This is a genomic window from Altererythrobacter sp. BO-6 (assembly GCF_011047315.1).
GTDB lineage: Bacteria > Pseudomonadota > Alphaproteobacteria > Sphingomonadales > Sphingomonadaceae > Erythrobacter.
Genome location: NZ_CP049259.1, coordinates 2,333,758 through 2,357,236, shown reverse-complemented (window position 1 = coordinate 2,357,236; position 23,479 = coordinate 2,333,758). Strand labels below are relative to the sequence as shown.

Genomic DNA, 23,479 nt, shown 5'->3' with positions numbered 1-23,479 from the left:
CATCCTCATTCGGCGGCGATCACGCCTTCGAGCCGGTCTTCAAGATCGTTGCTGGCTTCGCGCAGCGCGGCGAGCGTTGCATCGTCGGGTTCCCACAGCTGCCGTTCGCAGGCTTCGATCAGCCGGCTGGCAACGCGTGCAGAGCTCTTGGGGTTGAGTTTGGAGAGACGCTCGCGCATCTCCTTGTCGAGCACGAAGGTCTCGCTGATCTTCTGGTAGACCCACGGCGCAACCTGGCCGGTGGTCGCGGACCAGCCCATCGTGTTGGTCACATGGCCTTCGATCGAGCGCACGCCTTCATAGCCATGCTTGAGCATGCCTTCGAACCATTTGGGATTGAGAGTGCGGGTCTGCGTTTCATGGCCGATCTGCTCAGCCAGCGTGCGCACCTTGGTCCGGCCATGGGTCGCGTCGAGGATATAGACCGGCGCTTCGCTCCCCCGCGCGCGGGTGATCGAACGGTTGATGCCGCCGAGCCCGTCGAAATACTGGTCGAGGTCGGTGATGCCGACTTCGACGCTTTCGAGATTCTGATAGGAGAATTCGACTTCGGCCAGCGCGCTGCGCAGGATTTCACGCTGCGCCACCGGCGCGCCCTTGACGCCATAGGCATAGCCCTTCTGCGTCTCGAAGGCGTTGGCCAATTCGTCCGGGTCGGTCCACACCCCGCCATCGACCAGCTGGTTGACATTGGCGCCATAGCTGCCTTCGGCATTGGAGAAAACACGCAGCGACGCGACCTCGAAATCGCACTGGTGTGCTTGCTGGTGTGCCAGGCTGTGCTTGCGCACGAAATTCATTTCCAGCGGCTCGTCCGCTTGCGACGCAAGCAGTGCCGCTTCGGCCAGCATCCGCGTTTGCAGCGGCAGCAGGTCGCGGAAGATGCCTGACAGTGTCATCACCACATCCACCCGCGGCCGGCCCAGTTCCTCGAGCGGGATCAGTTCGGCCCCGGCCAGCTTGCCATAGCCATCCAGCCGCGGGCGCGCGCCGATCAGCCGCAGCGCCTGACCGATTTGCACACCCTCGCTTTTGAGGTTGTCTGTTCCCCACAGAACCATGGCCAGGCTTTCAGGGAACGGCTCGCCGCTTTCGATATGCTGCGCGAGCAGCCGTTCGGCCTGCGCCGCGCCCTGTTCGCAGGCAAAGCGGCTGGGAATGCGGAAAGGGTCGAAGCCGTGAATGTTGCGCCCGGTCGGCAATACCTCGGGGTTGACGAGGATATCGCCGCCGGGCGCTGGTGGAACATAGCCCGCGTCAAGCGCGTGGATCAGCCCCCCCAATTCGTCGCAAGCATCGATGCGGATTGCAAATGTTTCAGTGTCTGCTGCGGGATCGACTTCGGCCAGCGAGGCCTGCCAATCGCTCCGCTCGATCTCCGATGGCCGCTGCCCCAGCACGTGCAAGCCATTGGGAATAAGTGCGCTTTCAAGCTCATAGAGCCGCTCAGCAAGTTCCTCGAGCGGCACGCCATCCAGTCCGACATCCTCGGCCTGCTCGGCCAGCAGCGCGGCCAGCGCGCGGCGTTCCTCACCCTCTTCCATCGCCCGCCAGCGGTCATGGCTCGCCTTCAGTTCGCCCAGCCCCTTGTAAAGCCCGGCCTTGGCCAGTGGCGGGGTGAGATAGCTCACCAGTGTTGCGCCGGAACGTCGCTTGGCGAGGATCCCTTCTGACGGGTTGTTGGCCGCATAGAGATAGAAATTGGGCAAGTCCCCAATCAGCCGCTCGGGCCAGCATTCGCCCGACAGGCCCACCTGCTTGCCGGGCATGAATTCGAGCGCACCATGGGTGCCGAAATGCAGCACGGCGTGTGCGCCGAAATCCTGCCGGATCCAGCGATAGAAGGCAGCAAAGGCATGCGTGGGGGTGAACGTGCCGTCGAACAGCAAGCGGACCGGATCGCCCTCGTAACCGAAGGCCGGTTGTACGCCGACGAAGACGTTGCCGAACTGCGCGCCCAGTACCTGGATGCCCGAGCCGTCTGCCTGCTGGCGCCCGGGTGCTGGGCCCCATTGGCGTTCAATTTCGGCGAGATGCGGTTCGCGCCGGACGTAATCGTCGGTTGCAATGCGCGCGGCGACATTGGCCTCGCTGCCGAACCGCTCGGCATTGCCCTTGAGGATCGCGTCGCGCAGCACCTCGACGCTTTCGGGGACATCAACCGAATAACCTTCTTCGCTGAGCCGCTGCAAAGTGGCATGCAGCGATTCAAACACCGCAAGGAACGCCGCTGTGCCGGTCGCCCCGGCATTGGGCGGAAAGTTGAACAGCACCACCGCCAGTTTGCGTTCGGCGCGTTGGCTGCGGCGCAGCTCGATCAGCTTGACCACCTTGGCGGCCAGCGCCTCGGCCCGCTCTGGGCAGCCCTGCATCGCTTGCAGCGCGCCCGCTTCGGGCTTGTGGCAATGGCGCTCGCAACCGGTGCAAGTCTCCCCGCCCGCGCCCGAACGCCCGCCATAGACGCTCGGTATGATCGCTCCGTCGAGCTCGGGGATCGCCACCATCATGGTCGCTTCCAGCGGCATCAGCCCCTGGTGCCGACCGCGCCATTCCTCGACGCTCTGGAATTCCAGGGCATGCGCCGCAACATACGGCAGGTCGAGCCGCGACAGCAGCTCGATCGCTGCGTCGGCGTCATTATAGGCCGGCCCCCCGACCAGCGAGAAGCCGGTGAGGTTGACCACCGCATCGACGCTCGGGCGTCCGTCTCGATCAACGAAGAACTTCTCGATTGCGGGGCGAGCATCGAGCCCGCTGGCAAAAGCGGGGATCACCCTGAGCCCGGCTGCCTCGAAGGCTTCGATCGCCGCGTCATAATGACCGGCATCGCGGCCGAGAAGGTAGGAGCGCAGCATCAGCAGGCCAACCGTGCCTTGCTTGCCGGGCTTGCGCGGCAGCAGCCGCAGGCTTTCGGAAATGCGCTGCTGGGTTCGCGGGTGATAAACCCCAACTTCGGGATATTCGAGCGGCGCCTCGGCCGGCGTCATTCCGCGCCGGGTCAGCCGGTCACCCGAGGCGTAGCGATCGATCAAACCGCGCACCATCGCCGCAACGTTCTCGTCCGAACCCGCCAGCCAGTATTGCAGGGTGAGGAAATAGGCCCGCACATCCTGCGCGGTGCCGGGGATGAAACGCAGGATCTTGGGCAAGCGGCGCAGGATCTTCATCTGCCCCGCGCCCGAACTTGCCCCGGCCTTTTTCGAACCGCGCAGCTTCTTGAGCATGGCGAGCATGCCCTTGGCCGGCTTGTTCATGTCATAGCCGCCCATCCGTGTCAGCCGCACGACCTCGCCCGCCGACATCAGCCCCAGAATGGCGTCGCAATTCTCGCGCCGCGCCTCCAGCGCGGGCAGCACCATACGGATATGGTCATCGAGGAACAGCATGGTGGCGATGATGATGTCAGCCTGCTCAATCGCTTCGAGCGTGCGCTCATAGGCGCCGTCCTCGCGCTCCCAGTCGGACGCGGCATGCAGGCTCAGCACGACATTGTCGCGCGCCAACTCGGCGCCGGCACGCTCCACCGCCCCCTTGAGGTGGTTATCCAGCGTCACGATCGCGACGCGGACCTTGGGGCGCGCTCTACCGTGCATAATGCGCCTTCGCATCGTAAAGCGTTTCGAGGTCGATCTCGGCCCGGCCTTGCTCGGCGGCGAACAGTTCGGTGTTGCGGCGCGCCTTGCCGCGCACGAAGAACGGTATTTTCTTCAGCTCGCGCTCGGCTTCGACGGTCCAGTTCGCCTCGTTTGCTGCAACCGGAGTTTCTTCGGGCGCAGAAGTTGGGACCTGCGATTTGGGCGCATGCGCCGCGTGATGCGAAGGCCCGGCTTCGTCCGAAAACTCGAAATCGTCGCGGAACATTGTGAGCAAATGTTCTTCCAGGCCCATCACCAGCGGATGGACCCAGGTGTCGAAGATCACATTGGCGCCTTCGAAGCCCATCTGGGGCGAATGGCGTGCCGGGAAATCCTGCACATGGACCGGGGCGGAAATCACTGCGCAGGGCAGGCCCAGCCGCTTGGCGATGTGCCGTTCCATCTGCGTACCCAGCACCAGTTCGGGCGCAGCCGCGGCAATCGCATCGTCAACTGCCAGGTGATCGTCGGTGATCAGTGGTTCGACGCCATATTTGGCCGCAGCGGCACGAATATCGCGCGCAAACTCGCGGTTGTAGCAGCCCAGGCCGCACACCTCGAAGCCCAGCTCTTCCGCCGCGATACGCGCCGCGGCGACGGCATGGGTGGCATCGCCGAAGATGAACACGCGTTTGCCGGTCAGATAGGTCGAATCGACCGAGCGGCTCCACCACGGCATGCGCGAATTGGTGTCCGCCAGCGCCGGTTCGGGATCGACCCCGGCCAGCTCTGCCACCTCACGGATGAAATCGCGGGTCGCGCCCACTCCGATCGGCACAGTGCGGACCGCTTTCTGGCCGAAATTGCGCTCGAGCCAGCGGGCCGCTTCCTCGCCGATCTCGGGATAGAGCACGATATTGAAATCTGCCGCTCCGATAGTGCGAATATCGTCCGGTGCAGCGCCGAGCGGCGCGACCATATGCACATCGATCCCCATCGTATCGAGCAGCTTGCGGATCTCCACCACATCGTCACGATGGCGAAAACCCAGCGCGGTCGGGCCGAGCAGGTTCGCGCATGGGCGGCGGCCTTCGCGCGGCGCCGGTTTCGTTGCTGGATCAGCCAGCTTGCGCACGATCTGGTAGAAGCTTTCCGCCGCGCCCCAGTTCTCCTTGCGCTGGTAGCTGGGCAGTTCAAGCGGGATCACCGGGCAATCGAGCCGCATCGCATCGGCGAGGCCAGCCGGATCGTCCTGGATCAACTCTGCCGTGCAGCTAGCCCCCACCATCAGCGCCTGCGGCTTGAACCGTTCGATCGCATCGCGCGCCGCCTGCTGGAACAGATTGGCGGTGTCGGTGCCGAGGTCCCGCGCCTGGAAGGTGGTGTAGGTGACTGGCGGGCGCGCGCCGCGCCGTTCGATCATCGTGAACAGCAGATCGGCATAGGTATCGCCCTGCGGCGCGTGCAGCACATAGTGCATGCCCTTCATCGCGGTCGCCACCCGCATCGCCCCCACATGGGGCGGGCCTTCGTATGTCCAGACGGCTAGCTGCACCGCTACACCTGCAGCAGGTCGCGCCGCCGCAGCGGACGCGCAAAGAGTTCAGCAAGATCGGCGGCTTGTTCGAAGCCATGGATCGGCGAAAAGACCAGCTCGATCGCCCACTTGGTGGCAAGGCCTTCGGATTCGAGCGGATTGGCGAGCCCCAGCCCGCACACGGTCAGGTCAGGCTGTTCGGCGCGCACGCGGTCAAGCTGGCGGTCGACATCCTGCCCTTCGCTGAGGCGCGTGTCAGACGGCAGGGCCAGCAGCTCATGCGCCAGATGCGTGCGGTGGAGATAGGGTGTGCCCACTTCGAGCGGTTGCATGCCCAGCTCGCTGGCGAGGAAGCGCGCGAGCGGCACTTCGAGCTGCGAATCCGGCATGAAGAAGATGCGCTTGCCATCGAGCCGCTCACGCAGCGGCGCCAGCGCGCGCTTGGCTCGCTCCCGCCCCGGCGCGATCACGCGGTTGAAGTGCAGCGCATCGATCCCGAAAGCATCGGCCGCAGCCTTGAGCCATGCGGTGGTCCCTTCCGCCCCGAACGGAAACAGCGCCGGCAGATGCACAGCACCGCGCCGCTCAAGCGCAAGGCCGGTCTCGCCAAGGAAAGGCTGCGCCAACAGGAATCGCGTGTTGGTGCCAACGGCGGGCAGTTCGCCCGATTTGCGCGCGGGCAGCACGCCAACCCGCTCGATCCCCAGCTCTGCAAAGAGGCGCAGGAACTGGTCTTCGACGATATCGGGCAGCGAGCCGACCAGCAGCAGTTCCGGCGCAGCATCGGGCTGCGACGCGGGCATTTCCGGGACCAGCGCGGCAAGGCAGGCATCCTCGCCCTGGGTGAAAGTCGTTTCGATCCCGCTGCCCGAATAGTTGAGGATGCGTACCTGCCCGGCATGGCGGGCGCCGAGCGTTTGAGCAGCCTTGGCCAGATCGAGCTTGATCACTTCGGACGGGCACGAGCCGACCAGGAACAATGTCTTTATTTCTGGACGCCGTGCCAGCAACCGCTCGACCACACGCTCCAGCTCGTCATGGCAGTCGGCCATGCCGGCCAGGTCGCGCTCTTCGATGATCGCCGTGGCAAAGCGCGGCTCGGCAAAGATCATGACCCCGGCAGCGGATTGCAGCAAATGGGCGCAGGTGCGCGAGCCGACGACGAGAAAGAATGCGTCTTGCATCTTGCGATGGAGCCAGATGATCCCGGTCAGCCCGCAGAAAACCTCGCGCTGGCCCCGTTCACGCAGCACCGGTGCGCAATCGCCCTGCGGCTGGCTGGCAGGAGCAAGCCCACTCATCCCGCCACCGCCAGTGCAGGCCTGGCCGCTTCGAGTCGCGCGGCGCGCAGTTTGAACAGGAACTGCGCAGCGTTGATGAGATAGGCGGCATAAGCGGCCAGGGCCACCAGCATCCGCTCTTGCACGCTGCCAAGCCCGCCGAACAGCATGGCAAGATAGGCGGTGTGCAATGCCAGCACGAGCATTGAAAACACGTCCTCCCAGAAAAAGGGACGTGCAAACAGCCACTTGCCGAACACGACCTTCTCCCAGATCGAGCCGGTGATCATGATCGTGTAAAGCACGAAAGTTTTCACAACGACTGACAGATCGGCCGAAAAGGCGCCTTCGCCTGTCAGGAGGAATCGGACGACAAGCCCCAGACTCGCCAGAAAAACCATAAACTGGATGGGCGCCAGCACGCCTTGCACCAGAGTCCAGCCGGATTCGTCCCGCCGCCGGCGCTCTTCCACTGTGTAGAGCGCCACTGCCTTTTCCCAATTCCGCCAGTATCTTGAGCGGTATGAGAGCCGAATGCTTCCCCTCTTACGTGCAAAGTCTTCTGCCTCTGCTGGATCAGAAGGGAGACTACGCCTTGACGCACCCAAGTGTCAATCTGTCTTGACGACAAGAATTATTGACAGCTTCGTTTGCTTTACACCTTCAATGGGCGTAGGCTTGACACTCTGACGCGAGTCGAGGTGTCTTGGACAAACTCCGCCCTTGACGCGATCCGCGCCAACCACAGACTGGGGAGGTCTGGATGGATTTGGTGAACGGTGCTGGCATTTCCGGCCCCCGACGCAAGGCCCCGGGCCTCAGTGCGTCCGATCAGGCAAACGACAATCGCCCAGGATCGCAAGTCGCGAACCAGGCAGGCGAAGGAAAATCACTCAGCAGCCTCATCGAAGAGGAGATCATTCCGCGATTGCTGCTGGTTCATTCGTCGGAGCGAAAGATACCCACCTTCTTCGATGGCCGACGGGTCAAGCCAAGCGAAGCAAAGCGCTTCGCGGCGCTGCCGATCGAGTTCGAGACGGATGAATTGATGGCAGAGGTCAGGGCGCTTCAGGCCGCCGGAGTCAGCACCGAGGTCGATCTTCGTGGACTTGCTCGCACCTTCCGCCCGCGCACTTGGCGAATTATGGGAAGCGGATCGGTGTGACTTCGTCGATGTAACCGTCGGCTTATGGCGCCTGCATGAGGTGATGCGCGAATGCGGCCTCAACAGCGGGGTTGAAATCGATATACCAGGCAAGAACCACTCGGCGCTGTTTTCGCCGATGCCGGGCGAGCAGCATAATTTTGGGACCTTGATGGTCGAAGAAGTGTTCGCCAATGCCGGCTGGCAGACCGAGGTTTTGCTGGAGCCGCAACGTCACGAACTGATCCATCTGTTGGCCGAAAGGCCGTTTGACCTGGTCGGATTGACCGTCAGTTGCAATTGCCCTAGCGCGATCCTGACTGACCTGATTACAGCAATTCGAAGCGTGTCAAAAAATTCTAAAGTGCGTGTCCTTATCGGTGGTCCCAGGATCAATGCCGAACCTTCCCTGGCGCTGGGGGTAGGTGCGGATGGTACTGCCGAGGATGCGCGCTCAGCCCTGGCACTGGCGGAGAGACTTGTAGCAGGATCGCAGCCTGTCATTTCGTCCGTGCCCTAACCGGAGCAGCGCATGCCCCCCAAGCGCAGCAGCGCAAATCATCGCGTTTTCGATGATGCGGCTGCTATAAAAAGAGAGATCGGCAGCGACGATGCGCTTCATCTGGCGATGAACGCAGGCGACATCGTGCTGATTATCGATGACGCGGGGCAGATTGTAGACGGCTCAGCGAACCTCAGCGCTTTTCCCGATTTGCCCGACTGGATCGGCCAGAATTGGCGCGACACGGTGACCAGCGAATGCATCGGCAAAGTCGATGAATTGCTGCAGGAACAGAGCAATGGACTAGAGCCCTCCGCCCGGCACCTCAACCAAAAGGGCGACAGCGGGGAAATTCCGGTCAGTTACCGCATGATGAGACTGGGTGACGGCAAGCGCCGGCTAGCCCTGGGGCGCGACATGCGCGACGCTGCTGTACTGCAACAACGCCTGCTCCAGGCTCAGCAATCGCTGGAGCGCGACTACCTTCGCTTGCGCCAGCTGGAAACGCGCTATCGGCTGCTGTTCGAAATGTCGGGCGAGCCAGTGCTTATAATCGACAGCGAAAACCGCCGGATCGTCGAGGCCAATCCGGTGGCGCACACTTTGCTGATGGCGAAGCCCGGTACGCTGGTTGGCAGCAAGTTCCTGGCCCTGTTTGACCGCAATGAGAGAGAGGCCTTGATCGCGTTTCTTGGCGCAGCGCTGACCTCAAGCTCGGTATCGCCGGTCGAAGCAAGGCTTGCAGACCAAAATGCTTCCCTGACGCTGACCGCGACAGGCTTCCGGCAGCGCGGCAAGCTGTTCGTGCTGATCCGGATCGATACCGGTGAACGCAGCGACTCGACGGAAGCCAGCGCGATGCTGAGCACGCTCGAAAGCATGCCCGATGCCTTCGTGCTGACCGATGCCGACTGGCGCATCGTCGCGGCCAATCTCGCTTTTGCCGAACTTATCGGCGCGGCCAGTATCGACCAGGTCCGTGGCCGCCTGCTTGGCGAATTCGTAGGCCGCCCCGGCATCGATCTGGAGCTGATCCAGGGGCAGCTGCAGAAGCAGGGCTATGCCCGGAATGTAAACAGCGTGATCGGCGCCAGCGACTCACTGGAAGGCGAGCCGATCGAATTGTCTGCCGTGCGCACAGGCGAAGACGAGCCGCATATCGGCGTGGTGATTCGCCCGATCGCGCGGCGCCTGCGCGATCTACCGCCTATGCCGCAGGAAATGCCGCGCTCGGTCGAGCAGCTCACTGAACTGGTCGGCCGGATGTCGCTGAAAGACATCGTGCGCGAAAGCACCGATTTGATCGAGCGCCTCTGCATTGAGGCCGCGCTGGCCTATACTTCGGACAACCGCGCTTCGGCCGCGGAAATTCTCGGCCTGAGCCGCCAAAGCCTCTATTCGAAACTTCACCGTTATGGCCTGGGCAACCTGGCCACCGAGCCCGAGTGATGTCGCACCTGACACCATGAGTGTCAAAACAGTTTGACGCATGATGCTGTCAGGCATAGCCTGACCCTATGGCTCATCCGGCTGTCACGACTCCGCCCGCTCCGCCTCCGGCGGCGCGCGATGTGCTGGAGCTTTTGAAGCCGATCACCTGGTTTCCCCCGATGTGGGCCTTCATGTGCGGGGTCGTGTCGTCGGGCGCGGGGTTCGATGGTCGTTGGCTGTTCCTGATTGCGGGGATCGCGCTAACGGGTCCGCTTGTTTGCGGTACCAGCCAGGCGGTGAACGACTGGTTCGATCGGCATGTCGACGCGATCAACGAACCGCACCGCCCGATCCCGTCCGGCCGCATCGCCGGAAACTGGGGCCTGCGGATCGCGATAATCGGAACTGTCCTGTCGCTGATCATTGCCTGGGTAACCGGGCCATGGGTGCTGGTCGCGACGATTTTCGGCCTCATCTGCGCCTGGGGTTACAGCGCGCCGCCGTTCCGCTTCAAGACCAGCGGCTGGCTTGGCCCGGCAGTGGTCGCGCTGACCTATGAGGGGCTGGCCTGGTTCACCGGTGCGAGCGTAATGGCGGGCGCCCTTCCCCGCACCGAAATCCTGGTTACGCTCGGCCTCTACAGCCTGGGTGCGCATGGCATCATGACGCTCAATGATTTCAAAGCGGTCGAGGGAGACCGGGCGACCGGCCTACGCTCGCTGCCGGTCACTCTGGGCGTCAGCAACGCCGCACGGCTTGCATGCGCCACCATGGCATTGCCGCAAGTTGCGGTGATCGCCCTGCTGCTGAGCTGGGGCCATCAATGGTCCGCCGCCATCGTCATCGCAGTGCTGCTGGCGCAGCTGGCACTAATGCCGCGCCTGCTACGCGATCCAAAGGCCAACGCACCATGGTACAGCGCCACCGGCGTGACGCTCTACGTGTTGGGCATGCTTGGTTCGGCGCTCGGGCTGGGAGGGTATCTCTGATGGCGAACGCGAAGGGCTTTGGATGGCTCGCGATCGTTCGGCTCGGCGCAGTCCAGGCCTCGATCGGGGCGATTGTGATGCTCGCCACCTCGCTGCTCAACCGGGTGATGGTGGTCGAATATGGCTTGATCGCCGCCATTCCGGCCGGCCTGGTCGCCTGGCACTATGCTGTGCAATTATCCCGCCCGATCTGGGGCCACGGCTCAGACAAGGGGCGCCGCCGCACCCCCTGGATCATCGGTGGCCTGGGCATATTGGCGCTTGGCGCGCTGATGGCCGTGAATGCAACGGTGATCATCAACGAAAGTCCGATCCTGGGCGGCGTGATGGCCGCGCTGGCCTTCACCTTGATCGGCGCGGGCGTGGGTGCTTCGGGGACGTCGCTGCTGGCCCTGCTCGCTTCGGGCGTCGCGCGAGAACGCCGCGCGGCAGCCGCTGCCGTTACGTGGATCATGATGGTGGCCGGGATCGTGATTTCCGCAGCCACCGCTGGCGCCCTGCTCGATCCATTCTCCGAACAGCGGCTGGTGATGGTTGCGACAGGCGTGGTCCTGTGCGCCTTTCTGCTGACCTGCGCAGTGACATTCCGGCTGGAACAGCAGGCGCTGGTGGAAGCCGAAACCGATCGCGCAGGGCCGCCGCCTGACTTTGCCGAAGCAATCCGCGAAATCCTGAAAGAGCAGGCAGCGCGCCGGTTTACCCTGTTCATCTTCGTCTCGATGCTGGCTTACAGCATGCAGGACCTGATCCTCGAACCCTTTGCCGGGCTCGTGTTCGGGATGACGCCGGGGCAATCGACTTCGCTGGCAGGGATCCAGCACGGCGGTGTATTGGCCGGCATGATCGCAGCGGGCATCGGTGGCAGCGCCTTTGCCGGGCGGATGCCGGTAGAGCTGCGGGTGTGGATCGTGACCGGCTGTGTCGGGTCAGCACTGGCGCTGGTGGGCCTGGCGACCGGCGCACGTGTTGGCGCAGGCTGGCCCTTGCAGGCCAATGTCTTTGCTCTCGGCTTTTGCAACGGCGCCTTTGCGGTCGCTGCGATCGGCGCGATGATGGGCCTTGCCGGCTCAGGCGAACGCACCCGCGAGGGCGTGCGCATGGGCGTGTGGGGTGCGGCGCAAGCGATCGCCTTCGGTATGGGCGGCCTGCTCGGCGCACTCGGAGTCGACTTTGCGCGCCGCTCGGGCGGCAATGATGCCGCCGCCTTCCAGCTGATCTTCGCTATCGAAGCGGGCGCCTTTGTGCTCGCAGCATTTCTTGCCATGCGCGCCACCCGGCGCGTGCCCGCACTCTCACAAAGGATGGCCAGCACATGACCGAGCAGCACTATGACGTCGTGGTGGTAGGTGGCGGGCCGTCCGGAGCAACCGCCGCCAGCACGCTCGCGCGGCTAGGCCGCAAAGTCCTGCTGCTCGACCGCGACGGGCGGATCAAGCCCTGCGGCGGAGCCGTTCCGCCGCGCCTGCTCGAGGATTTCGACGTGCCGCAATCGCTGCTGGTCGCCAAGGCGCGGTCCGCACGGATGATCGCACCGTCCGGGCGCAAGGTCGACATGCCGGTGGGTGAGATCGGCTATGTCGGCATGGTCGACCGCGACGTGTTCGACGAATGGCTGCGCCAGCGCGCCGCCAGCGACGGTGCCGAGCGCCGCACGGGCATGTTCGACCATATCGAGCGCGACGAGGCGGGCACGGTGGTCTGTTATCGCGCACAACGCGGTAGCGAGCTCGAACGGGTACGCACGAAGCTGGTGATCGGCGCCGACGGCGCCCGTTCGGCAGTCGCCCGCCAGAACATCGAAGGCGCGGAAAACATGAAATGCGTCTTCGCTTATCACGAGGTGATCGAAAGCCCGGCGGCGAACGACAAGGGGTTCGATCCGGCGCGCTGCGACGTCTTCTATCAGGGCAAGCTCTCGCCCGATTTCTACGCCTGGATCTTCCCGCACGGCCACACCTCCAGCATTGGCCTGGGCAGCGCGAACAAGGGGTTTCCGCTGCGCGAGACGGTGAGCGAGATGCGTGACGAGCTCGGGCTGGATGACTGCACGACCATCCGCAAGGAAGGCGCGCCGATCCCGCTGAAGCCGCTGAAGCGCTGGGACAACGGGCGCGATGTGATCGTGGCTGGCGATGCGGCGGGAGTCGTCGCCCCGGCTTCCGGCGAAGGCATCTATTACGCCATGACCTGCGGCCGGATCGTCGCCGAAGCGGCCAATGAATTCGTCCTGAGCGGCCAGCCGGCAGCGCTGAGGCAGGCGCGCAAGCACTTCATGCGCGAGCATGGTCGGGTGTTCTGGATCCTGGGGATCATGCAGCATTTCTGGTATTCGAGCGACAAGCGGCGCGAGCGCTTTGTGGACATGTGCGCCGACCGCGATGTCCAGCAACTGACCTGGCAGGCCTATATGAACAAGCGGCTGGTGCGGGCAAAGCCGCTTGCGCATGTGAAGATTTTCCTGAAGGATTGCGCCCATCTGTTGGGACTGAGGCCGATGACCGGATGAGCAAGAGCTGGGTGATACCGGTATCGATCGCTGTAATCGCGGCGATGGGGGTGGCGATGCTGGGGGCGACGATCACCGATCTCGGCCCGTGGTACCGTTCGCTCGACAAGCCTTCCTGGACGCCGCCGGGCCCGGTTTTCCCGATTGCTTGGACCACGATTTTCGCCCTCGCCGCCATGGCAGCGGTCACGACCTGGCGGTCTGCCCCCTCACGCGCGGCGCGCGATTGGGTGATCAGCCTGTTCGCGCTCAACGCTTTCCTCAACGTGCTGTGGAGCCTGCTGTTTTTCCGCATGCAGCGGCCCGACTGGGCTTTTGCCGAAGTGCTGCTGCTGTGGCTCTCGATCCTGCTGCTGATCGTCTATTGCGGACGGATCTCACGGCTCGCGGGGCTGCTGCTGCTGCCCTATCTGGCTTGGGTCAGCGTGGCGGCCGCGCTCAATTGGCAGGTGGTCGAACTCAACGGCCCGTTCGGCTGAGAGGCACCGCGCGGTGCAGGAATTCTTCGCGAGCGGGCTGGCAGCCGATGTGGTGCTGGCGGTACTGGTGATCGAGTTCGTGATCCTGTGGCGGCGCGGCTGGCAGCCGGCTGACGCAATGCTGCTGCTCGCGCCCGCGGCGTTGATTGTCCTTGCCTTGCGCGCGGCATTGGTAGGGGCAGACTGGCCATGGATCGCGCTGCCGCTGGCGCTTGCCTTTCCCGCGCACCTTGCCGATCTTGCGCGCCGCAAACGCTAGCGCACCAATAGCGAACGGCCCGATCGCAGATTGCGACCGGGCCGCTGCAAAGCCCCCTGCTAACAGGAAAGCCGTATCAGGTCGTCGTCTCCGCTGGCTCGGCTTCAGCAGCCGGTTCAGGTGCCGGCGCAGCTGCAGGAGCTGCCCGCAAAGCCGGATAGTCCTTGGCCATTTGTGCCCCGCCCATCGGCTTGTTCACGCCCTGGTGGCAGGTGGTGCAGTTGACCTTGTAGGGATCACCCTGCGTCCCCAGCCGGTTCTCCGGGAACACCGACGTCAGCGGCGTGATGTAACCGCCGTTGATGTCGCGAACCATCCGGATGCCGTGCCATGCGGTTGCACGCGGCGCCGGGCTGAGGTTCCAGGCACCGAAGCTCTGCGTGTTGTGGCAGAAGGTGCAATTCACCCCGAGCGAATCCGAGAGATGCATCATCAGCGAATAGGTGTTCTCGGTCGCCATGGTGCTGAGTGTATTGTCCGCGCTCGGATGCATCCCCGTGGAGGCAACGCGGATATTGGCTGCGCTTTCCTCATCCTTGAAATACATCGCCACGGCATTGACCGGCAGCGAGGAATAGGCGGTTGCCGGCACCGGACTGTTCTGGCCCTTGCGGGTGATCTTGACCGAACCGTCCTTGCCCGGATCCGGCATGGTCCAGATGTTTTCCGGTACCGCATTACCACGGTGGCAAGTCCAACAGGTCACTCCCGTCTCGGCGACATGGGTCTTCCAGTTCGCATTCAGATTCTGGTTCATCTGAATCATCCTGCGGGCAACGACCTTGGTATAAACCTCGTCCGAAGCCATGTTGGCCGGGTTGTGGCAGTAATTGCAGCCAGCCTCCGGGGCGACCCATTCGGTGATCGCCGCCATCAGGTAGTTGAACTCGTCCGCCGAAACATTGTTCAGCACCTGGACGTTTTCGTAGACCTCGCCCGCAGTGGGCCCGCCCGAAGCCGGAAGCTCATAAGGCGGCGGCGGCACGTCATATTCAGCCTCCGCGATCGAAGCCAGCCGGACCTGGTTCATGCCAGTGCCTCGATAGCCGTTCTGCTCCGACACCTTGGGGGCGAGCTCGCAGGCGGTCAGCGCCAGCGGAAAGCTGGCAAGCGCAATCCATTTGATCGTCTGCGTCATGCTACTCACTCCCAAGTGTAGTGGGATCGATCGTCCCGGTGTCGGGATAGGCCGGGGCGAAGCCGTGTTGCTGCGCCCACAGGTACCAGTTGTCGACCACCGTGCCGGTCAAGAGGATGCCGATCCCGCCGGTCAGCGTGGTCAGCACCGCAAACCACCAGGCCCAGCGGTGGATCGATTCCATTGTGGCGTTGAAGCCCATGGTCCAGCGCCAGAACAGCGCCGCACGCTCAGAGGCCGTACCACGATCGGTGATCTGTTCGATCTCGCGCTCGCCGCCATATCGGCCCACCGCCAGGATGGTTGCGCCGTGCATCGCGAAGAGCAGGGTCGATCCATACAGGAAGGCGATCGAAAGTGCGTGGAACGGATTGTAGAAGAGGTTTCCGTACCGGATCGAGAACGCCGCGGTCCAGTCTAGGTGCGGGAAGATGCCGAATGGCACCGCCTCGGCCCAGCTGCCCATGAACATCGGGCGGATGAAGCCAAGCACCAGGAACAGCCAGATCGCCGACAGGAAAGCCCAGGCCACATGCGTACCCATGCCCAGCGCGCGCGCCCGGCGATAGGTTCGCACCCACCACAGCAGGATCGACACGGTCAGGAATGCGCCGGCAAGGATCCACCAGCCGCCCTTGGCCAGCGGCACGAATGGCGTGAAGCCGTATTCGGGGCCAGGCGGCTCAAGCGAGAGCCACGGCAGCATTCGGACGAACTGCACCGGGTCCCAGCCGACCGAGGCCCACATGTTCATGCCCATGATGAAGATGGCGAACAGGCCGAAGGCGAGCGAGGCCATGCCGGTCCAGCCAAGGTAGAATTGGCCGATCTGCGCATGGCCGATCATGCCCATCCAGCGGTTGATGAAATTCGCCTTGATCCGCTCCTCGTCACCGGGGGGAAGCGCAATGCCTTCCTCCGGCGGGTGGTTGAGCTGAACCTGAGTGAATATGTTCTGATAGGTTGCCATGGCTCAGTTCTCCATCATGCCCAGATCGGCAGGTTGAGCCACCAGGTCCACCATTCGGGCCAGCCACGGGTCCACAATGGGCCGCTGATCACGATGCAAACCGCGCTCCAGAAGCCGGCATTGAGCGCCAGCAGCAAGCCGACGCGGTGGATCCCCAGCGTGCCGACCGAGTAGCCGATCAGGTCGCGGAAGAAGGTGTCTTCATATTCAGGCGTCTTCACTTCCTGTCCCTTGGCCGGATTGACCGCCGAAAGGACCAGCGCGCCGTGCATGGCCAGGGCCAGTGTCGTGGTGAAGAAGAAGCTCACCGCGATCATATGCGCCGGGTTGTAGTGGAAGTGCAGGTATTGGTACCCGGTGTTCGATACCCAGTCCAAGTGGCTGAATATTCCGTACGGGAAGCCGAAGTGCCAGCCTCCCATCAGCACCGGGCGGATCACCACCAGCGTGACATAGGCGAAGATCGCGAAACCGAATGCGATCGGTACGTGATATCCCATGCCCAGCTTGCGGCAGATCTCGACCTCTCGCAGCGCCCATGAGACGAAGGAGATGATCGCGCAGACGGTGATCACCTGCCAGAAGCCCCCTTCTTTCAGCGGGGCCAGCGACAGGCCGTATTTAAGGTCAGGCGGCGCGATCGAAATCAGCCACGGGTTCCAGGTCGGGCCTTGCGACGCGGCGTAGAATATCAACGCCGTCCCCAAGGTTGCAAAGATCGCGGTGACGACCCCGAAGAAGCCCACATAAAACGGACCGACCCAGAAGTCGAACAGGTCTCCGCCGATCAGCGTGCCGCCACGCACGCGATATTTTCGCTCAAAACTGAGGAGCGCCATAGCCCAATCCTCCCCCACCCTTAACGGGCAGGATCAATGTTGTTCAGCTATCCGACCCGGTGAGGCGGGGCCGGCCTGGCCGACCCACGCCCCTCGCACAGTCGAATGGTCTATCCCTTCGCTGTGAGCGGTCAGCCCCCAAGCTGGGCAGTGGCGGCCGCATTCGGACCGTCAAGCCAGTTGTAGGTGTCTGTGCTCAGCAGGATGAAGTGGATGGTGAACGCCAGCACGGCCAGGAAGACATGAAGTCCAACCAGCGCCCTGCGCGGTTCAAAAATTAGCCAAGATCTCCACATGGTATGTATCCTTGTGCAATTTGCTGAAAGTTATCAGCGGCCCGTAAAGGCCCCTGCGCTAGACCGTAGTCAGAGCCACGGACGCCATGCCCACACCAACAGGTGCGCCACGACGGCAATCGCCGTGAAACCCATGAATGTGGTCATGAACAGTTTGTGGAATTCCTTGGCCTCTTCTGGCGTGAGGTAAGTGCTCATGCCGAAGCGATCGTCAGAATCGCTCATAACGTGCTCTCCAGTTCTGGTTGTTGTGCGAGAGGCGGTATTGCCTCCTTCGGTATCCACACGGGTTGCCCCGCGAGGATTGCTGGGCTCGCATCGCTGCGAGCGATCTGGTTCAGCGCGCTCATGCGCCGTGTCCTTCAAGTAATGCGTCGGCCAGCCGGTCGGCGGTGACGCGGGTCTCGCCTGCGCGCCTTGAAGCGCGCTCGGCGGCGTCACGCAGCCGCTTGGCGGCGGAAATGCGGATCAGCACCGGCTGCGCCTCGACCAGCTCATCGAGCTTGGCCTTGGCGTCATCGTCCCACTCGAGCTCGCGATAGTCGCGCGCGGGTGTCGCTTCGCCTGCATCCATCTGCGTCGAGAGCGGCAAGATATGGAACAGCGCGTCGAACAACGCATTGCACACTTCCTGCACGAGATAGGTCGCACCCGAATAGCCCATGAAGGGGGTGCCGGTATGCCGACGGATCGCCGCGCCGGGGAAACTTGCCGGGATGTAGATTCCCCGCGCGCCGCACTCCGCCATGTACATCCGTTCGTTATAGCTGCCGAACACCACCAGCGGAGGATTGGCATGGATCGCCGCGCGCACCGCCTGGTTATCCGGCTTGACCCCGGCAGATCGGCCAAAGGCGAAGCTGCAGGGCAGGCCCATGTCGCCTTCCAGGAAATTCCGGATACCGCGGGCGTAGGTTTCGTTGGCGACGATGCCGAAGCTGGCAGTGCCGAAGAAGTCCTGCGTAACCGAGCGCCACAGGTCCCACAGCGGCTTGATCGTGGTGTGCTTCTCACGCTCGATGAACGACGCGGGATCAAGGCCCAGTTCGGCGCCGAGCGCCTCCAGGAACTTCGTGGTGCTGTCGAGCCCGATCGGCGCCTGGAAATAGGGCCGCTCAAGCAATTCGCACAGGTTCCGTCCGAACTCTCGGTACAGGCAGATATTGGCATCCGCCATGCCAAGCTTTTTGATGTCGGCCAGATGGCTGCCGAGCGGGAACACCATGTTCACCTCGGCGCCGATCCCTTCAACTAGCCGGCGGATCTCGGCGAGGTCGGACGCCATGTTGAACATGCCGTATGACGGGCCGATGATGTTGACCTTGGGCTTTTCGCCTTCCTTGCGCTCGCGCCGTGCGGGCATCTTCTTTGGCCCGAATTCGGTCCACAGCCAGCTGAGCGCACGGTCCGCGCTTTCCCACTGATCCTCGTCAATCGTGCGCGGCAGGAAGCGCTTGATCGTCGTGCCTTCAGGCGTCACCCCGCCGCCGATCATTTCGGCGATCGACCCGGTCACCACCACCGAAGGCAGATCGGGATCGAGCGTTTGCCAGGCGCGCTTCATCGCGCCTTCGGTGCCGGTCTTGCCCAGCTCTTCTTCGCCCAGCCCGGTCACCACGATCGGCAACTCATGCGGCGGCAACCCGTCAGTGTAATGCAGGACAGAGGTAACCGGCAGGTTCTCGCAGCCGACCGGCCCGTCAATCACCACTTGCAATCCCTTGATTGCGGTGAAGGCGTAGACCGCGCCCCAATAGCCACCGGCCCGGTCATGATCGAGGATCAGGCTCATTCGCCCACCGCCTCGGCCGCCTTGCGGGCCGCAATGTTCTGCGCTGCAAACTTTTTCTTGAACAGCGGGCGATCCTGCGGGACGTCTTCCCACACGCCTGCGCTCATGTCCTTGCCCACCCCTTCGAAAAAGGCGGTCATCCGGGCGAACCGTTCCTTGTTGCCGATCGCAGCGTTGATCACCTGCGCCAGGCTGCCAGCACCCGCTACGCCCATCAGCGGACGAGCCGAGATGAGGTTGGTGAAGTACATTGCGGGCAGGCCTGCCTGCTTTGCATGCTGCACTACCGGGGTGGTGCCGACCGCCAGATCGGGTCGGTATTCGTCGACCGCAGCGATATCCTGTTCCAGGCTAGCGCGATATTGCACCCGCACGCCGCGTGCCTCGAGCCATTCGCGATCGGAATCGGACCAGCGCGTCTTCGGGCAGGCGGTGCCGACGTAGGGGACATCCGCCCCGCTTTCGATCAGCAGCCGCGCGACCAGCAGTTCGGAGCCTTCATAGCCCGAGACAGTCACCCGCCCCTTGATCGGAGCTGCGGCCAATGCCGCTTCGATTGCCGGGAGTGCGCCGTTCTTCGCGGCGTCGATCTGCTTCTGAGACACACCGCAAGCGGCACCAATGGCGTCAAGCCAGGCAGCGGTACCTTCGCGCCCGACCGGGGCGGAACCGACCACACTGCGGCCCGCCGCTTCGAATTCGCGCACGCTGGCGGTGTAGAAGGGATGGATCGCGGCGACCGCGGCACAATCGAGCGCGCCGTAAAGCTCACGCCATTCGCGCGTCGGCACGACTGGCCCCGCGGCCAGCCCAAGTGGTGCCAGCAATTGGGCAAGCCCAACCGGATCGGCCGGGAACATCTCTCCGAGCAGAGTCACTGTCGGTCGATCCGAGCGCTGTTTCGGAGCGGCGACAGGACCCTGCTCGGCCTCACTGCGCGCATATTGCAGCATAGCGCCAGCGAGTACGTCCTTGGCTTCGGCATGGGTTGGAATGCCGAAGCCAGGTACGTCGATCCCGATAATGCGCACTCCGTTGATCGCCTTGGGCAGCAGCCGCAAGGGCACGCCGCTGGCAGTGGGAACGCACAGATTGGTGACGACAATCGTGTCGTAGTTTGCAGGATCGGCGAGCTGTTCGACCGCTTCCTTGATGTCCTCGAACAGCTTGCCGGTCACAAGCGATTCTGAATTGAACGGGACGTAGCCGACCGTGCGGCGCGCGCCGTAGAAATGCGAAGTGAAGGTCAGGCCATAAACACAGCAGGCCGAACCTGAGAGCACCGTCGCAGTGCGCTGCATGCGAAGGCCCACCCGGAGCGACCCGAAGGCCGGGCACATCGATTGCGGCTGGTCGTGCGGCCCGCGCGCGGGATCGACCGGATAATCGGCGGCATAGCGATCCAGCACGTCGCTATTGCCCGCCTTGCGCGCCGCTTCGCGCATGGTGTCCTTGCTCGAGCAGGCCCCTCCTTCGGACGAACCAAAGTCGAGCGTGTCGCGTTCGCGCATCGGGGCGCCGAGGTCGGTCATCCGTTACACCTCGTCATAGATCACCTCGAGCGACGGGCGCGGTTCGAACGAGCCGCCGCGCATATCGGCCTGGGTCGCCGGGACGAGTTGGATATCGCCTCCGGTGTCTTCGGGGGAGAAGAGGCCAAGCAGTCCATCCTGGTCTAAGGGAGTGGGCCGGCGCGGCGGCGCCTTGGCGACATTTTCTGCAAGCTGTTCAAACAGCCCGCTCCATTCGCCGCCCGGCTTTCCGATAATCTGGTAATTGGCTGATTTGCGGCGGATGTCCTCGTCCGCCGGTATCGCGCAGAGCACGGGAATATCGACCGCCTTGGCGAAGGCGGCGGCTTCGCCGGTGCCGTCATCCTTGTTCACGATCATGCCGGCTACGCCGACATTGCCGCCCATCTTGCGGAAATATTCCACCGCATGGCAGACGTTGTTCGCGACATAGAGCGATTGCAAATCGTTCGAGCCGACGACGATCACCTTCTGGCACATGTCGCGGGCGATCGGCAGGCCGAAGCCGCCGCACACAACGTCACCCAGGAAATCGAGCAGGACGTAGTCGAAACCCCATTCGTGGAAGCCGAGCTTTTCGAGCAGTTCGAAGCCGTGGATGATCCCGCGCCCGCCGCAGCCGCGGCCGACTTCGGGACCGCCCAGTTCCATTGCGAACACCCCGTCGCGCTGGAAGCAGACATCTTCGATCCGTACTTCCTCGCCCGCCAGCTTCTTCTTGGAGCTGGTTTCGATAATGGTCGGGCAGCTCTTGCCGCCAAACAGCAGGCTGGTGGTATCCGATTTCGGATCGCAGCCGATCAACAGCACGCGCTTGCCCTGCTGCGCCATCATGTAGCTGAGGTTGGAGAGGGCAAAGCTCTTGCCCGACCCGCCCTTGCCATAAATCGCGATAACCTGCGTTTCGCTGGTTACTTCGCCTGTGTGCACGGGATCGGGCTCGATCGCCGCCTCCTGCCGCAGGGCTTCGGTATCAAGCATCGTCATGTGTAACTGCTCCAGTCCAACACCATCTTGAGACAGTCGGGTTCATTGAATGCCGCCGGATAGGCGGACTCGGCCTCACTCGCGGGCTGCACGTGCGAGATGAGACCATCGAGATCGAGCGCGCCGGTTTCGACCAGCGCCTGAGTCGAAGCGAGATCCTCGGGCGTCCACTCGGCCGCGATACGCAGCCGCGCCTCAGCTTGGAAAGCGGGCGCAAAGCCGAAGCTCAGCCGGTCGGAATAGAAGCCGGCGAGGACGATCTCGCCGCGCTTGCCGAGCCGCGAGATCAGGTTGTCGAGCCCGTGGGCATAGCCGCTGGCATCATAAATGGCCTTGTAGTCGTGACGGTCATCATCCTTGGGGGCGATGCAGACATAGCCGCGCGCGCCGCCGCGCCGTTCGGCCTTGTTGTCCCACACGACCGGCGCCGGTGCGCCCGACGCGATCGTGAGCCGCGCCAGCAAGCGCCCCAGCACGCCATGCCCCACGATCAGTTCGGGCGGGTCGCCCGCGCCGAGCGCATGCAGCGCGGTTGCAGCGAGAGCGATAAGCACGCCCTTTTCAGCGAGCGATTCGGAAATGGTGAGTGCCCGGGCAGAGGGAACGATCAGCCTGCTGGCTGTGCCGCCGAACAATCCTCGCGCTTCAGCGTAGCAATTGGCACCGGGGACAAAGACCCATTCGCCGATCCGCTCCTGCACATCCGCACCAGCATCAACAATCCGGCCAACCGATTCATATCCCGGCACCAGCGGATAGCCCATGCCGGGGAAGCGCGGCATTTCGCCGGACCACAGCAGCTTTTCGGTGCCACTGCTGATGCCGCTCCAGACCGTTTCGACAATGACATCGCAAGTACCCGCGGGATTCAACGCCAGCTGCCGAACCGACAGCCGCTTTGGCGCATCAAGAATCACCGCGATCGCGTCCATAAAATGGACATCCCCTTGAGTCGTCGCGACCAACCCTTTCGCGATGGATATAATTTCCCTCTGTCATCATAGCCTGACAGTACTGAGTGTCAATGATGCAAGACAACTTTGATGTCAGGCAAAAGCGACAGTGACACTTGTGATCAGCGGTTGAGCCGGCGAAAGGTGCTGCCAACGGCCGAATCCCGCCTTGCGCAGCATCGTTTCCAGCTCGTCGCGGGTGCGCGGCCGGCCAGAGCGCATTGTCCACAGGTAGAGGCCGAAATAGGCGTCACCCATCGCCTCGGCGCCGCGGATTCCAGCCATCGGCTCGGCAATCAGCAGCCGACCGCCTTCAGGCAGTGCCTTCCGAGTCGCGGCCAGGATCGCCTGCGCAGCATCATCGTCATGATCGTGCAGGATGCGCACGAGCGAGATGCAGTCATACCCTTGCGGCAATCGGTCTTTGAAGAAATCGCCTCCGTGGAGCTCGACCTGATCCACTCCCTGCCGCGCAAGTCGTTCGGCTGAACCGGCAACAACACCCGGCAGGTCGAAGATGCCGAGTCGCAATGCGGGGTAGTGCTCGGCAACCGCGCTGGCGAAGGCCCCGTGCCCGCCACCGACATCGAGCAGCGCCGCATGCCTGCCGAAGCGATAGGCGCGCAGCACTTCGCGCGCGACCATCGCCTGTGAGGCCGCCATCAATTGCGAATAAGGCGTGACCGCCGACTCGGCCTCCGCATCGGCGTCCGCGCGCGCGGCATAGCGCCAGAATTCTGACAGCTCGGTCGGCGCTGACCGGTCCTGCCGCAGCAGCGCCAGCGGATCGGCCAGGTCGCGATAAAGCAACGGGTGATGGCGAATCATCGCCTTCGCCCCTTCCTGGGTGCTCAACGCTGCGCCGCGCTGCCCCAGCATCCATACCTTTGGCGCGACTTCCTCGGCGAGATCGAGCGCGGCCGCCGCCTTGACGAGTCGCTCGGTCGCTGCCTCGCCCAGGCCCGCAACGGCCGCCGCGTCCGCAAGGCTGCACGGCCCCTCGCCCAGCCGATCGAGCAATCCGCTTTCCAGCACTGCCAGCAGGGTCTGCGTGTAGGTAAAGCCTGCGACCAGATCGAACACTTCACGTGCCTTGCGCCGCGCCACGCGGCGGGTCAGCCAGTTGCGCGCGGCCCAGTCCTGAAAGCGCGGATCGGCCAGCACACGATTGCGCCAGGCGATCCAGCGCAGTTTCCATCCGGAGGCGGCTCCAGAGGATTTTTGAGAGCTTGACGACTCCATGTGTCCATTTGATTGGACATCTGTTATG

At 63.5% G+C, this 23,479-nt stretch carries 22 protein-coding genes; 8 read left to right on the top strand and 14 right to left on the bottom strand.

The genetic code is table 11. The annotated features are described in order from the left end of the window. Positions 1 to 5: 5 nt before the first annotated feature. Genes G6N82_RS11525 through bchF form a run of 4 tightly spaced genes read right to left on the bottom strand, consistent with a single transcriptional unit; the run spans position 6 to position 6,865 of the window. On the bottom strand, positions 6 to 3,593 hold the full coding sequence (locus tag G6N82_RS11525) for a magnesium chelatase subunit H (protein ID WP_165196591.1): 3,588 nt from the start codon (positions 3,591 to 3,593) through the stop codon (positions 6 to 8). Further along, the gene (gene bchB, locus G6N82_RS11520) at positions 3,583 to 5,130 is read right to left on the bottom strand and encodes a ferredoxin:protochlorophyllide reductase (ATP-dependent) subunit B (RefSeq protein WP_165196589.1); all 1,548 of its coding nucleotides are present in this window, start codon (positions 5,128 to 5,130) and stop codon (positions 3,583 to 3,585) included. Before bchB ends, G6N82_RS11525 begins: the two co-directional genes overlap by 11 nt. Positions 5,131 to 5,132: 2 nt before the next feature. Further along, positions 5,133 to 6,413: a ferredoxin:protochlorophyllide reductase (ATP-dependent) subunit N gene (locus tag G6N82_RS11515; RefSeq protein ID WP_165196587.1), complete on the bottom strand. Its 1,281-nt coding sequence runs from the start codon at positions 6,411 to 6,413 to the stop codon at positions 5,133 to 5,135. After that, positions 6,410 to 6,865: a 2-vinyl bacteriochlorophyllide hydratase gene (gene bchF / locus G6N82_RS11510; RefSeq protein ID WP_241255085.1), complete on the bottom strand. Its 456-nt coding sequence runs from the start codon at positions 6,863 to 6,865 to the stop codon at positions 6,410 to 6,412. The genes G6N82_RS11515 and bchF overlap by 4 nt, the downstream gene beginning before the upstream one ends. Before the next feature lie 290 nt (positions 6,866 to 7,155). On the opposite strand from bchF, the gene G6N82_RS11505 reads away from it, so the two are divergent. The 8 genes from G6N82_RS11505 to G6N82_RS11470 all read left to right on the top strand — a co-directional run bounded on the left by G6N82_RS11505 (position 7,156) and on the right by G6N82_RS11470 (position 13,702). Beyond that, a complete protein-coding gene (locus tag G6N82_RS11505) occupies positions 7,156 to 7,557 on the top strand; it encodes a hypothetical protein (protein ID WP_165196583.1) in 402 nt (133 codons plus the stop codon). After that, entirely contained in the window at positions 7,496 to 8,056 is a 561-nt protein-coding gene (locus G6N82_RS11500) for a cobalamin B12-binding domain-containing protein (protein WP_165196581.1), read from the top strand. Before G6N82_RS11505 ends, G6N82_RS11500 begins: the two co-directional genes overlap by 62 nt. Before the next feature lie 108 nt (positions 8,057 to 8,164). Continuing rightward, positions 8,165 to 9,487, top strand: a complete 1,323-nt coding sequence (gene ppsR / locus G6N82_RS11495) for a transcriptional regulator PpsR (protein WP_165196579.1) — start codon at positions 8,165 to 8,167, stop codon at positions 9,485 to 9,487. Positions 9,488 to 9,555: 68 nt separating this feature from the next. Next, entirely contained in the window at positions 9,556 to 10,458 is a 903-nt protein-coding gene (chlG, locus tag G6N82_RS11490) for a chlorophyll synthase ChlG (RefSeq protein WP_165196577.1), read from the top strand. Continuing rightward, positions 10,458 to 11,774: a BCD family MFS transporter gene (locus G6N82_RS11485; protein ID WP_165196574.1), complete on the top strand. Its 1,317-nt coding sequence runs from the start codon at positions 10,458 to 10,460 to the stop codon at positions 11,772 to 11,774. Before chlG ends, G6N82_RS11485 begins: the two co-directional genes overlap by 1 nt. Further along, entirely contained in the window at positions 11,771 to 12,964 is a 1,194-nt protein-coding gene (locus G6N82_RS11480) for a geranylgeranyl diphosphate reductase (RefSeq protein ID WP_165196572.1), read from the top strand. The genes G6N82_RS11485 and G6N82_RS11480 overlap by 4 nt, the downstream gene beginning before the upstream one ends. Then, entirely contained in the window at positions 12,961 to 13,443 is a 483-nt protein-coding gene (locus G6N82_RS11475; RefSeq protein ID WP_206520175.1) for a TspO/MBR family protein, read from the top strand. The genes G6N82_RS11480 and G6N82_RS11475 overlap by 4 nt, the downstream gene beginning before the upstream one ends. Positions 13,444 to 13,456: 13 nt before the next feature. After that, entirely contained in the window at positions 13,457 to 13,702 is a 246-nt protein-coding gene (locus tag G6N82_RS11470) for a hypothetical protein (RefSeq protein WP_165192550.1), read from the top strand. A 76-nt stretch (positions 13,703 to 13,778) separates the two neighbouring features. Here G6N82_RS11470 and pufC read toward each other — a convergent pair whose 3' ends face one another. The 10 genes from pufC to G6N82_RS11420 form a co-directional block, all read right to left on the bottom strand. Next, positions 13,779 to 14,840 carry a photosynthetic reaction center cytochrome PufC gene (gene pufC, locus G6N82_RS11465; RefSeq protein ID WP_206520173.1) on the bottom strand — a complete coding sequence of 354 codons (1,062 nt, stop codon included), beginning with the start codon at positions 14,838 to 14,840 and terminating at the stop codon, positions 13,779 to 13,781. A gap of 1 nt (position 14,841) precedes the next feature. Continuing rightward, a complete protein-coding gene (gene pufM / locus G6N82_RS11460; RefSeq protein ID WP_165196568.1) occupies positions 14,842 to 15,810 on the bottom strand; it encodes a photosynthetic reaction center subunit M in 969 nt (322 codons plus the stop codon). A gap of 14 nt (positions 15,811 to 15,824) precedes the next feature. Beyond that, a complete protein-coding gene (pufL, locus tag G6N82_RS11455; protein WP_165196566.1) occupies positions 15,825 to 16,649 on the bottom strand; it encodes a photosynthetic reaction center subunit L in 825 nt (274 codons plus the stop codon). A gap of 131 nt (positions 16,650 to 16,780) precedes the next feature. Then, positions 16,781 to 16,945: a light-harvesting antenna LH1, alpha subunit gene (gene pufA / locus G6N82_RS11450; protein WP_165196564.1), complete on the bottom strand. Its 165-nt coding sequence runs from the start codon at positions 16,943 to 16,945 to the stop codon at positions 16,781 to 16,783. 69 nt (positions 16,946 to 17,014) lie between these two features. Next, complete coding sequence (pufB, locus tag G6N82_RS11445) at positions 17,015 to 17,170, bottom strand: light-harvesting antenna LH1, beta subunit (protein WP_165196562.1); 156 nt, start codon at positions 17,168 to 17,170, stop codon at positions 17,015 to 17,017. Between the two features lie 121 nt (positions 17,171 to 17,291). Next, positions 17,292 to 18,737 (bottom strand): chlorophyllide a reductase subunit Z, encoded by a 1,446-nt coding sequence (gene bchZ, locus G6N82_RS11440; RefSeq protein WP_165196559.1) that lies wholly within the window; start codon positions 18,735 to 18,737, stop codon positions 17,292 to 17,294. Continuing rightward, positions 18,734 to 20,269: a chlorophyllide a reductase subunit Y gene (gene bchY, locus G6N82_RS11435; RefSeq protein WP_165196557.1), complete on the bottom strand. Its 1,536-nt coding sequence runs from the start codon at positions 20,267 to 20,269 to the stop codon at positions 18,734 to 18,736. The genes bchZ and bchY overlap by 4 nt, the downstream gene beginning before the upstream one ends. A 3-nt stretch (positions 20,270 to 20,272) precedes the next feature. Next, positions 20,273 to 21,256, bottom strand: coding sequence for a chlorophyllide a reductase iron protein subunit X (locus tag G6N82_RS11430; RefSeq protein WP_165196555.1), 984 nt, complete (start codon positions 21,254 to 21,256; stop codon positions 20,273 to 20,275). Continuing rightward, on the bottom strand, positions 21,253 to 22,188 hold the full coding sequence (bchC, locus tag G6N82_RS11425) for a chlorophyll synthesis pathway protein BchC (protein ID WP_165196553.1): 936 nt from the start codon (positions 22,186 to 22,188) through the stop codon (positions 21,253 to 21,255). Before bchC ends, G6N82_RS11430 begins: the two co-directional genes overlap by 4 nt. Before the next feature lie 114 nt (positions 22,189 to 22,302). Continuing rightward, positions 22,303 to 23,451 (bottom strand): methyltransferase, encoded by a 1,149-nt coding sequence (locus G6N82_RS11420; protein WP_165196551.1) that lies wholly within the window; start codon positions 23,449 to 23,451, stop codon positions 22,303 to 22,305. Between the last annotated feature and the right edge of the window lie 28 nt (positions 23,452 to 23,479).

What these genes read in the sequence shown, in the direction of transcription:
- G6N82_RS11525 (WP_165196591.1), bottom strand. Translation starts at nt 3,593, where the DNA reads ATGCACGGTAGAGCGCGCCCCAAGGTCCGCGTCGCGATCGTGACGCTG.
- G6N82_RS11515 (WP_165196587.1), bottom strand. Translation starts at nt 6,413, where the DNA reads ATGAGTGGGCTTGCTCCTGCCAGCCAGCCGCAGGGCGATTGCGCACCG.
- G6N82_RS11505 (WP_165196583.1), top strand. Translation starts at nt 7,156, where the DNA reads ATGGATTTGGTGAACGGTGCTGGCATTTCCGGCCCCCGACGCAAGGCC.
- ppsR (WP_165196579.1), top strand. Translation starts at nt 8,165, where the DNA reads ATGAACGCAGGCGACATCGTGCTGATTATCGATGACGCGGGGCAGATT.
- chlG (WP_165196577.1), top strand. Translation starts at nt 9,556, where the DNA reads ATGGCTCATCCGGCTGTCACGACTCCGCCCGCTCCGCCTCCGGCGGCG.
- G6N82_RS11485 (WP_165196574.1), top strand. Translation starts at nt 10,458, where the DNA reads ATGGCGAACGCGAAGGGCTTTGGATGGCTCGCGATCGTTCGGCTCGGC.
- G6N82_RS11480 (WP_165196572.1), top strand. Translation starts at nt 11,771, where the DNA reads ATGACCGAGCAGCACTATGACGTCGTGGTGGTAGGTGGCGGGCCGTCC.
- G6N82_RS11475 (WP_206520175.1), top strand. Translation starts at nt 12,961, where the DNA reads ATGAGCAAGAGCTGGGTGATACCGGTATCGATCGCTGTAATCGCGGCG.
- pufC (WP_206520173.1), bottom strand. Translation starts at nt 14,840, where the DNA reads ATGACGCAGACGATCAAATGGATTGCGCTTGCCAGCTTTCCGCTGGCG.
- pufM (WP_165196568.1), bottom strand. Translation starts at nt 15,810, where the DNA reads ATGGCAACCTATCAGAACATATTCACTCAGGTTCAGCTCAACCACCCG.
- pufL (WP_165196566.1), bottom strand. Translation starts at nt 16,649, where the DNA reads ATGGCGCTCCTCAGTTTTGAGCGAAAATATCGCGTGCGTGGCGGCACG.
- pufA (WP_165196564.1), bottom strand. Translation starts at nt 16,945, where the DNA reads ATGTGGAGATCTTGGCTAATTTTTGAACCGCGCAGGGCGCTGGTTGGA.
- pufB (WP_165196562.1), bottom strand. Translation starts at nt 17,170, where the DNA reads ATGAGCGATTCTGACGATCGCTTCGGCATGAGCACTTACCTCACGCCA.
- bchZ (WP_165196559.1), bottom strand. Translation starts at nt 18,737, where the DNA reads ATGAGCCTGATCCTCGATCATGACCGGGCCGGTGGCTATTGGGGCGCG.
- bchY (WP_165196557.1), bottom strand. Translation starts at nt 20,269, where the DNA reads ATGACCGACCTCGGCGCCCCGATGCGCGAACGCGACACGCTCGACTTT.
- G6N82_RS11430 (WP_165196555.1), bottom strand. Translation starts at nt 21,256, where the DNA reads ATGACGATGCTTGATACCGAAGCCCTGCGGCAGGAGGCGGCGATCGAG.
- bchC (WP_165196553.1), bottom strand. Translation starts at nt 22,188, where the DNA reads ATGGACGCGATCGCGGTGATTCTTGATGCGCCAAAGCGGCTGTCGGTT.
- G6N82_RS11420 (WP_165196551.1), bottom strand. Translation starts at nt 23,451, where the DNA reads ATGGAGTCGTCAAGCTCTCAAAAATCCTCTGGAGCCGCCTCCGGATGG.